Raw genomic sequence first — 8,899 nt, 5'->3', positions numbered from 1 at the left:
GTCGGCGGCGACCGCGCCCGCGGCATCCGTCACCGACGCGGCCCCGCCGCGCCGCCCCTGGTACCGGCACGTGTGGGTGCCGGTCGCGGGCGCGCTCGTGCTCGTGCTGCTCGCGTTCGGGAGCGGCGTCGTCGCCGGTCAGGCCATGACGTGGTTCGGCGTCGCGACCGCCGCGTCGGACGACGACGGCATGCCCGGCTGGCGCGACGGCGGCCCCGGCCACGACGACCGCGGACCCGGACTGCCCGGCCCGCGCCACGACGGCGACGGCCCCCGCGCGGACGGACGCGGCATCGACGCCGACTGAGTCGCGCCCCGCCTCAGCGGTACTCGGGATTCGGGTGATCAGGCGCGGGCACGTAGCCGAAGTGCTCGCCCTCGTCCCACTCCGATCGCACGTTGCCGATCGCGGGGATGCCGCCGGCGTCCTTCAACAGCTTCGCCACGTGCATGAGGTTGTACGTCATGAACGTCGTGTTGCGGTTGGTGAAGTCGTTCTCGGGGCCTCCAGAACCCTCGTCGAGGTAGCTCGGGCCCGGACCCGCCTCGCCGATCCACCCCGCGTCGGCGGCGGGCGGGATCGTGAAGCCGATGTGCTGCAGGCTGTAGAGGATGTCCATGGCGCAGTGCTTGATGCCGTCCTCGTTGCCGGTGATGATCGCGCCGCCGACCTTGCCGTAGAAGACGTACTGCCCCTTCGCGTTCTGCTCGCCGCTCATCGCGTAGAGCCGCTCGATGAGTCGCTTCGTCACCGACGAGTTGTCGCCGAGCCAGATGGGCCCGCCGATCACGAGGATGTCGGCATCCTCGACCTTCGGCCAGATCTCCTCCGGCCACGCGTCGTACTGCCAGCCGTACTCGCGCATGTCGGGGTAGACGCCCGTCGCCACGTCGTGGTCGACGAAGCGGATGGACTCGACCGAGACGCCGTGCTCGCGCATGAGCCGGATGCTCGAATCCATGAGGCCCTGCGTGTTGCTCGTCTCGGGCGAGCGCTTGAGGGTGCAGTTGACGAAGAGCGCGGTCAGATCGCTGAAGTCCGGTTCGGCTGCCATGGGCCGACGCTACTCCGGCGAGGGGCGGATGCCGCGGGGTTGTCAGCGAACGCACACCTCGCGCACCGCCCGCATGCGGCATCCGTTCTCGTCGGTCAGTAGCGCAGCACGCTGTGGACGTCGTACCGGCCGGCGAGCATGCCGCGCCCGCCGAGCGCCTCGAGCTCGATCGCGACGGAGACGCCGGCGACGGTCCAGCCGGCGCGCTCCACGAGGCGGGCCGCCGCGCCGACCGTGCCGCCGGTCGCGAGCACGTCGTCCACGATGAGCACGCGGGACCCCGGCGGGAGCTCGCCCTCGTGCACTTCGAGCGCGGCGGTGCCGTACTCGAGGTCGTACTCCTCGCGGAGCACCGCGCGCGGGAGCTTGCCGGCCTTCCGCACCGGGAGGACGCCGGCGCCGCAGAGCGCCGACGCGGCGCCCGCGAGCAGGAACCCGCGAGCCTCGACGCCCGCGAGGACGTCGAACCGGCCGGCGAACGGCGCCGTCAGCGCCTCCGCGAGCGCGTGGAACGCGGGGCCGTCGGCGAAGACCGGCGTCAGGTCGCGGAAGAGCACGCCGGGCTCGGGGAAGTCGGGGATCGTCGCGAGCTTCGACTCGACGAGCTCGCGCACCTGGGCATCGTCCACCGGCCCACCCTAGCCCCGCCGGGTCCCGGGCGGCGGTTCCCGAGGAGCAGCGCGGCCGCCGTCAACCCGGTTCCGCCGCCTCGGCCGCCCGGGTACGTTCGCTGGATGACGGATCGCCACCTGCCCCGCGCCGCCGCCGCGACCGCCATCGCCGCGGTCCTGGCGCTGGCGGGCTGCTCGGCGCCGTCGTACCAGGCCGAGACCGCCGCAGAACTGCGTGGCGACGTGCACGCCATCGCGGCGTCGAGCGCCGCCGGCGACTGGGCGGCCGCCGTCGCCGGACTCGACGAGATGGCCGACCGGCTCGAGCGCGCGCACTCCAACGGGAGACTCGACGACGACCGGTTCCAGGCCATCGCCGCCGCGATGACCCTCGTGCGCAAGGACCTCGAGGTGGCGATCCTCGCCGCCCAGAGCGAGGCCGAGCGGCAGGAGCTGCTCGACGCGCAGGCGACGCTCGAAGAACGACTGCGTGAGCTCGCCGAGCAGCAGCAGTCCTCGGGCGGAGGCGACGACGGGAGCAGCGGAGGCGGCGGAGGCGGCGGTTCCGACTCGGGCGACTCGGGCGGCTCCGGCGGGCCCGGCTCGAAGGACTCCAACCCCGGCAAGGGCAAGGGGAACGACAAGGGCAACGGCAAGGGACCCAAGGGCGGAAGAGGCTGAGGCGACCCCCGGAATCGCGCGACGGAGCCCGCCGCGGCATCCGCTCAGCCCTTCGTTCGATGCGATTCGCAGGTCGACTTGCCAAGATGGACCGGTGAGCTCCCCCGACTCCCCCATCCTGCCCGCGCCCGCAACCACCACGACCGTCACCTCGGTCGCCCCCGGCCTCACCCCGAAGCGGCTGTTCCGGCTGCTGGCCTTCGCCGAGGCGATCACGTGGACGATGCTCATCACGGGCCTCATCATGCGGGCGACGCTCGGACTCGACTGGGCGGTGCTCGTCGGCGGGTCCATCCACGGGTTCGTCTTCCTCGCGTACGCGTTCACGGCCGTGCTCGTCGGCGTGAACCAGCGCTGGCCGCTCGGCCTCATGGCGCTCGGCGTCGTGTCGGCGATCGTGCCCTACGCGACGATCCCGTTCGAGCGGTGGGTGCTGCGCCACGACCGGCTCGAGGGCGGATGGCGCCGCGAGGCGACCGAGCACCCCGCCGACGGCAACGTGATCAACCGGATGCTGCGGTGGTTCCTCGCGCGGCCCCTGCTGCTCACGATCCTGTCGGTGCTCGGCATCGCCGCGGTGTTCACGATCCTCCTCATCATCGGCCCGCCCGGCGGCCGCGACTGATCTGTCACCCTCCTTTCTCAGGAGCCGCTCGCCGATAGCGCACGTTTCTCAGGACGACACGCCGCGCCACGACCCGACCCGCCGGATAACTCCTGAAAAGGGTCGGAAGAATCGTGCGGGGGCGTGTGACCTTCGCCGTCGGTCCGACATTGCCTAGGTGAGGGAGGTGCACGTGGAGCACATCGGAACCACCGACGCGGAGCTGCTGACGCGGCTGGCCGACGGCGACCAGCAGGCGCTGGCGCTGATCTTCGACCGCCACGCCGCCGCGGTGACCAGGTACGCGTGGGCGCTCGCCCCGACCCGGATGGATGTCGAGGAGGTCGTGCAGGACACCTTCCTCACCGCGTGGCGGAAGGCGTCGACGATCACGATCGCCCAGACCTCCATGCTGCCGTGGCTGCTGGTCACCTGCCGGTACCTGGCGTTCAACGCGAACCGGAAGCAGGCCAGGAACCGGGCCGACACCCTGACCGAGTCCGACCGGGCGCACCGCGCCGGGCTCGGCGGCGGCACCGAACGCGCCGACCAGGCCCGCGAGGAACTGCGCTGGGTCATGGACGAGATCGAACGACTCGAGCCCGTCGACCGGCAGATCTGCGAACTCTGCCTCGTCGAGGGGCGGCCCTACCAGGAGGTCGCCGATGCGCTCGGCCTGAGCGTCGGCGCCGTCAAGCAACGCGTATCCAGAAACCGTGCACGACTGAGGAAGGCGGTGACCGTCGATGAGAACTGAACCCCCCACCGGAGACGACCTCACCCGCATGCTCGTGACCATGAAGCAGCGCGTCCTCGAGGAGGCGGCTCACGACCCGGCGCCGGCCCGCCGTCGCGCCCGGAACCGGGTCGTGATCACCAGCATCGCGATCCTCGCCACCCTCGGACTCGGCGCCGGCGCCGCCATCGCCGCGAGCATGATCGCCGACGACGAACCGCCCGCAGCGCAGCCCGAGGCGACCGCGACCGCCGCCGCGCAATCGGCGCCGACCCCCACCCCGCGGCCCTTCGGCATCGAGACCGCCCCGCCCGTCGACCCGCTCACGACCGTGACGACGATTTCGGTCCGGCCCGCCCAATTGGAGCTGCTGGACGGTGCGGGCAGCCTCATCGGTGCGATCGGATACGAGGACGATGGAGCGACCGCGGCCGCCACGCTCACCACCGTGCTCGGTGAGGCCCCCCAGGTCGAGGAACGCACGCAGATGAGCGGGGAGCTGTCCACCCGCAACTACCGGTGGAACGGGATGACCCTCGTGGAGTACTTCATCGAGGACGGTCACCGTGCCGGGACACGCCTCTGGGTGCAACTCGAACTGCCCTCCCTCGGTGACGGTGTCGCCGTCGACGCGGACGGATTCGCCCCCGGCGACGACGTCCAGGCGTACGCCACCGAAACCGGGAAGTACTACACCCCGGACACCGGAGCCGCCGAGAGCCTCGCGGTCATCGAGAGCGGGCCCTCGGTCTTCGCGGTCGATGATCCGGACCGGTACCACTCGGTCATCGCCGGGCAGTTCCACGGCCGGCCGGGGTCGACGATCTCCGCGCCGTTCGATTTCGGGAACATCGACTTCAGCTGACCGGTCGCTTGCACGACGAAGGGCGGGGCGGATGCCGCGGCATCCGCCCCGCCCTCGTGCGTCGGGCTAGGCGACGGTCACTCGACCGTGACCCGGTCGACCGACACCTGGCCCGAGCCGCCGAACGTGAGGCTGTACCCCTGCACGTCGGTCAGCGTGAGGCCGTCGTTCGGCGCACCCGCGGGCTGCTTCTTCTCGCGCTTGAACGCGTCGAACGGAACGGTCACCTGCTGCCAGCCCGTGCCGCGCACGGTGACGTCGGCGGTGAACCGCTCGGCGGTGTCCGGCGCCTGGTAGACGCGGACGTAGTCGACCGTCAGCGACTGCGGGAACTCGAGGTCGTCGCCGAGCGCGCCACCGAAGTTGCCGCCGATCGCGACGTTGGTGAGCAGCGAGAACGGGTGGTCGAAGACCCACTCGTTCGGCGCGACATCCGCCGGGTCGGCCTGGTGGTAGACGATGCCGTCGACCGACCAGACGATCTCCTCGGGCGTCCACTCGACCGCGAACTCGTGCCAGTCGCCGGGCACGGGCGCGCCGAAGTCGTAGATCCCGCCGTACGACTGCCCGCCCGAGTAGCCGGGGCCGTGGATGGTGCCGAAGATCTCGTTCGGCAGGCGACCGACGAACTCCATGACGTCGATCTCACCGGTCTGCGGCCAGCCGACCTCGCGGAAGTCGGTGCCGAGCGACCACACGGCCGGCCAGATGCCGCTGCCCTCGGGCACCTTGACCCGGGACTCGATGCGCCCGTACTGGAACTCCTGCTTCTGCTCGGTGATCAGGCGCGCCGACGTGTACTCGCACGGGCCGTACCAGCACTCGAGGTCGGTCGTCGCGGGGTCGATCTCGCGGGCGGTGATGACGAGGTTGCCGTTGCCGTCGAGCGCCGCGTTGTCGGTGCTGTCGGTGTAGTACTGCAGCTCGTCGTTGCCCCAGCCCCAGCCGCCGGTCTCGTACGTCCAGTTCTCGGGGTTCGCCGGTGCGCCGGCGGGGCCGTCGAACTCGTCGCTCCACGCGAGCTCCCACGTGTCCGGGCCACCGTCGGGTGCGGGGTCGTCCTTCAGGCCGACCGTGACCTTCGTCTGCTTGCCGGTGCCGTTCACCCAGAAGCTCAGGCCGTCCGCATCCGACCAGTCCTGCCCTCCCGCGAAGTCGCGGCTGAGCGTCGCCGGACCCTTGTGGGCGAAGTCGGCGACGTACTCGTAGGAGTCCTGGCCGGGGTAGCCGGCGCCGGAGCCGGCCTCGATCTCACGCGTGGTGAGCACGGACTTGCCGGTCGTGTCGAACAGCCACGGCGTGGTCTCGAAGTCGTCGACGAGCGTCGGGTCGATCTCATCGTCGTCCTGGATGCTCACGGTGGCGGTGCGCACGAACCCGAACTCGGCCCCGACCGGGTCGGAGAGGCGCACGACGAACGTCTCGTCGACCTCGTGCTTGCCGTCCTGCAGCGTGGGCAGCTCGATCGCGACCTGCCGCTCGCCCGCGGGGATCGTCACGGTGCCGCTGCCGGGCGTGAAGTCCCGGTCGGCGGTGGCCGAGAGGTCCTCGGTCGCGGTGCGCGCCTCGATCGCGAGCGACTCCCAGCTCACCGTCACGTCCTCGTCCGCGACGCGGTTCAGACGGATGACGCCCGTCGCGGTGTCGCCCTCGGTGACCTCGTACCCGGCGCGGTCGAACCCGACCGAGAGCGCGGGCGGCTCGGCCTCGCCGTAGAGCAGCACGTCGTCGAACCGGAAGGTCTGCGGCGCGGCGGTGCGGAGCGACCCGAACGCGTAGCCGTGCATCTCGGTCAGCGTCAGTCCGTCGTTCGGGGCGTTGTTGCCGATGTTCTTGCGCGAGAAGTCCGCGAAGTCGAACGTGAGGAACTTCCATCCCCGCCAGTCGTCCTTGAACGACACGACGAAGCGCTCGGCGTCGTCGACGGTCGAGCCCGGGTTGCGGTTGTCGAGCAGGTCGAGGAACAGGTCGGTGCCCGAACCGTTGCCGTACATCCAGAAGCCGATGCCCTCGTAGGTCGACCAGTCCTGCGTCGTCCACGCGTCGGCGGCCTCGTTCGTGAAGTTGCGCACGACGACGCCGAAGCTCGTCACGCGGTAGTCGGCCTGCAGCACGTGGTTGCCGGCGGGGGCGCCGGGGACCGGCGCGGGCGCGGCATCCGTTCGCTCGAACGCGACCGAGCTGTTGGGGTCCTCGGCGTTGAACCAGCCGACCGGGACGCCGCCCGCGTCGCCGCGTACGAGCGGCGCCTCGTGGTCGTCGACGACGAGCGTGCGGCCGCTCGGCGGGCCGACGACCTCGCCGTCGTCGTCGATGATCGTCACGGTCATGCTCGACGGCGAGCCGACGGTGGCGCCGGCGGCGTCCGCGAGCGTGAGCACGAGCGTCTCGTTGGCCTCCTCGACGTCGTCGGCGACCGTCTCGAGGTCGACGGTACGGCTCGTCTGGCCCGCGGCGAACTCGATCGTGGTGCTCGGGTCGACGTAGTCGTCGCCCGCTGCCGCCGTGCCATCCGTCGCCTCGAGTGCGACCGTCACCGGCGTCTCGAGCGCGCGGTCGAGCCGCACCTCGATCGATCCGGTGTCGCCCTCGATGAGGCTCGCGGTCGAGCTCGCGAACGAGACGGCCGGCGGCACCTCGATGCCCGAGTAGACGGCGATGTCGTCGATGCGCACGGTGTTGGCACCGTTGACCGCCGGGAGCGCGTAGCCCCACACGGCGGCCTTGCCGAACCCGTCGTTCGGGGCGCCGTCGGGCTGGAAGTCGGTCGCACGCTGGAAGGCCGACCAGGGCAGCGTCACCTGGCGCCATCCGGCGACGTCGTCGACGATCGTGGTGTCGAAGCGCTCGGACACGTCGGGGTTCGCGCCGCCGTCGAAGAGCTCGAACTGCAGTGCGGTGCCGTTGCCGGACCCGTTCATCCAGAAGGTGACGCCGTCGTAGGCGCTCACGTCGCGGGTCGCGGTGAACGTCTCGCCGACGCCGCCGAAGCTGCCGCCGGCGGTGACGTCCCATCCGTAGGAGAGGACCTTGGTCGGGCCCTCCTGGCCGGGCTTCGCGTCGGCCGTACCGGCGGCGACGTCGACCACGCCGAAGCCGGCGGAGCCGTAGCTGAAGAAGCCCGAGGGCGCGCCGCCCTCGAAGTCGGTGATCACGGTCGTGGTTCCCTCGGCCGCCGCCGCGGTCGCGGTCGCGCCGAGGGGAACCAACAGCGCCGCGGCGACGACGGCGGCGCCGCCTCCGCGTGAGAGCGCTCTCATTCTTGCCTGCATGTCTGCTCCGTCACAGTACGGCGGCCCCCGTTGGCCGCACCCGGACATGATGACACGTGTCACCTGCGATCTCAACGGCGGGGTGGACGCGCGTCCGGCCGGCCGGGGGCGGCGGCGGACGCGAATCGTCGCCTCGAGCGCGGCGAAGCGACGATTCGCGCCCGAGGCGCGCTCGAGCCCGGCGCACCCGGGCGAGAATGGGGCGCATGCCCATCCTGAACAAGGACATGCAGGTCTGCATCTCCCTCTCCGGCCGCCCGTCGAACCTCGGAACCCGGTTCCACAACTTCCTCTACGACGAGCTCGGGCTGAACTTCATCTACAAGGCCTTCACGACCGACGACCTCGAGGGCGCGATCCGCGGCATGCGCGCGCTCGGCTTCCGCGGATGCTCCGTGTCGATGCCGTTCAAGGAGGACGTGATCCCGCTCGTCGATGAACTCGAGCCGTCGGCCGCGGCGATCGAGTCGGTCAACACGATCGTGAACGACGGCGGCCGGCTCACGGCATCCAACACCGACTACGAGGCCGTCGCGCAGCTCATCGCCGAGCACCGGCTCGACCCGGCCTCGCGCGTCGTCGTGCGCGGCTCGGGCGGCATGGCGAAGGCGGTCGTGGCAGCATTCCGCGGCGCCGGATTCGACGATCTGACGGTGCTCGCGCGCAACCCCGAGGCGGGCCCGGCGCTCGCTGCGAAGTACGGCTACGACTGGGCGGCCGAGGACCCCGAGGCATCCTTCGACGTGATCGTCAACGTCACTCCCCTCGGCATGCGGGGGGCGGATGCCGCGGCGCTCGCGTTCGACGAGCGGTTCATCGAGCGCGCCTCGACGGTGTTCGACGTGGTCGCCTTCCCCGCCGAGACCCCGCTCATCCGGGCCGCGCGCGCCGCCGGCACGCCCGTCATCACCGGAGCCGAGGTCATCGCGCTGCAGGCCGCGCGCCAGTTCGAGCGCTACACGGGCGTCGCGCTGACCCGCGACCAGGTCGAGCGCGCCGCCGCCTTCTCCCGCGCCGAGTAGCGCGCCGCCCCGCGCACCGGCGCCCGCGCCCCGCGCCCGCGCCCCACGGCCGC

9 protein-coding genes are annotated in these 8,899 nt (G+C 71.5%); 6 read left to right on the top strand and 3 right to left on the bottom strand.

The window, feature by feature from the left end:
* The coding region (locus AVP42_RS16715; protein ID WP_197467008.1) for a hypothetical protein at positions 1-307 on the top strand (307 nt) is incomplete at its 5' end.
* A gap of 13 nt (positions 308-320) precedes the next feature.
* Here AVP42_RS16715 and AVP42_RS11195 read toward each other — a convergent pair.
* The gene (locus tag AVP42_RS11195) at positions 321-1,055 is read right to left on the bottom strand and encodes a flavodoxin family protein (protein WP_067949058.1); all 735 of its coding nucleotides are present in this window, start codon (positions 1,053-1,055) and stop codon (positions 321-323) included.
* A 95-nt stretch (positions 1,056-1,150) separates the two neighbouring features.
* Positions 1,151-1,684 (bottom strand): adenine phosphoribosyltransferase, encoded by a 534-nt coding sequence (locus AVP42_RS11190; RefSeq protein WP_067949056.1) that lies wholly within the window; start codon positions 1,682-1,684, stop codon positions 1,151-1,153.
* 105 nt (positions 1,685-1,789) lie between these two features.
* On the opposite strand from AVP42_RS11190, the gene AVP42_RS11185 reads away from it, so the two are divergent.
* The 4 genes from AVP42_RS11185 (at position 1,790) to AVP42_RS11170 (ending at position 4,552) form a co-directional block, all read left to right on the top strand.
* Positions 1,790-2,347, top strand: a complete 558-nt coding sequence (locus AVP42_RS11185; RefSeq protein WP_067949054.1) for a hypothetical protein — start codon at positions 1,790-1,792, stop codon at positions 2,345-2,347.
* A 118-nt stretch (positions 2,348-2,465) separates the two neighbouring features.
* Entirely contained in the window at positions 2,466-2,972 is a 507-nt protein-coding gene (locus AVP42_RS11180) for a DUF3817 domain-containing protein (protein ID WP_067949060.1), read from the top strand.
* 172 nt (positions 2,973-3,144) lie between these two features.
* The gene (locus AVP42_RS11175; RefSeq protein WP_197467007.1) at positions 3,145-3,708 is read left to right on the top strand and encodes an RNA polymerase sigma factor; all 564 of its coding nucleotides are present in this window, start codon (positions 3,145-3,147) and stop codon (positions 3,706-3,708) included.
* Positions 3,698-4,552 (top strand): hypothetical protein, encoded by an 855-nt coding sequence (locus AVP42_RS11170; RefSeq protein ID WP_157356807.1) that lies wholly within the window; start codon positions 3,698-3,700, stop codon positions 4,550-4,552. The genes AVP42_RS11175 and AVP42_RS11170 overlap by 11 nt, the downstream gene beginning before the upstream one ends.
* Before the next feature lie 77 nt (positions 4,553-4,629).
* On the opposite strand, the gene AVP42_RS11165 is transcribed toward AVP42_RS11170, so the two are convergent.
* Positions 4,630-7,812, bottom strand: coding sequence for a carbohydrate binding domain-containing protein (locus tag AVP42_RS11165; RefSeq protein WP_067949048.1), 3,183 nt, complete (start codon positions 7,810-7,812; stop codon positions 4,630-4,632).
* A gap of 218 nt (positions 7,813-8,030) precedes the next feature.
* Between AVP42_RS11165 and AVP42_RS11160 the strand changes: the two genes are divergently transcribed.
* Entirely contained in the window at positions 8,031-8,846 is an 816-nt protein-coding gene (locus AVP42_RS11160; protein ID WP_067949046.1) for a shikimate 5-dehydrogenase, read from the top strand.
* The last annotated feature ends 53 nt before the right edge of the window (positions 8,847-8,899 follow it).

The sequence above is a fragment of the Agromyces sp. NDB4Y10 genome (assembly GCF_001620055.1).
Classification (GTDB): Bacteria; Actinomycetota; Actinomycetes; order Actinomycetales; family Microbacteriaceae; genus Agromyces; species Agromyces indicus.
The sequence above is the reverse complement of the archived record's forward strand: the minus strand, read 5'-3'. Positions and strand labels throughout refer to the sequence as shown.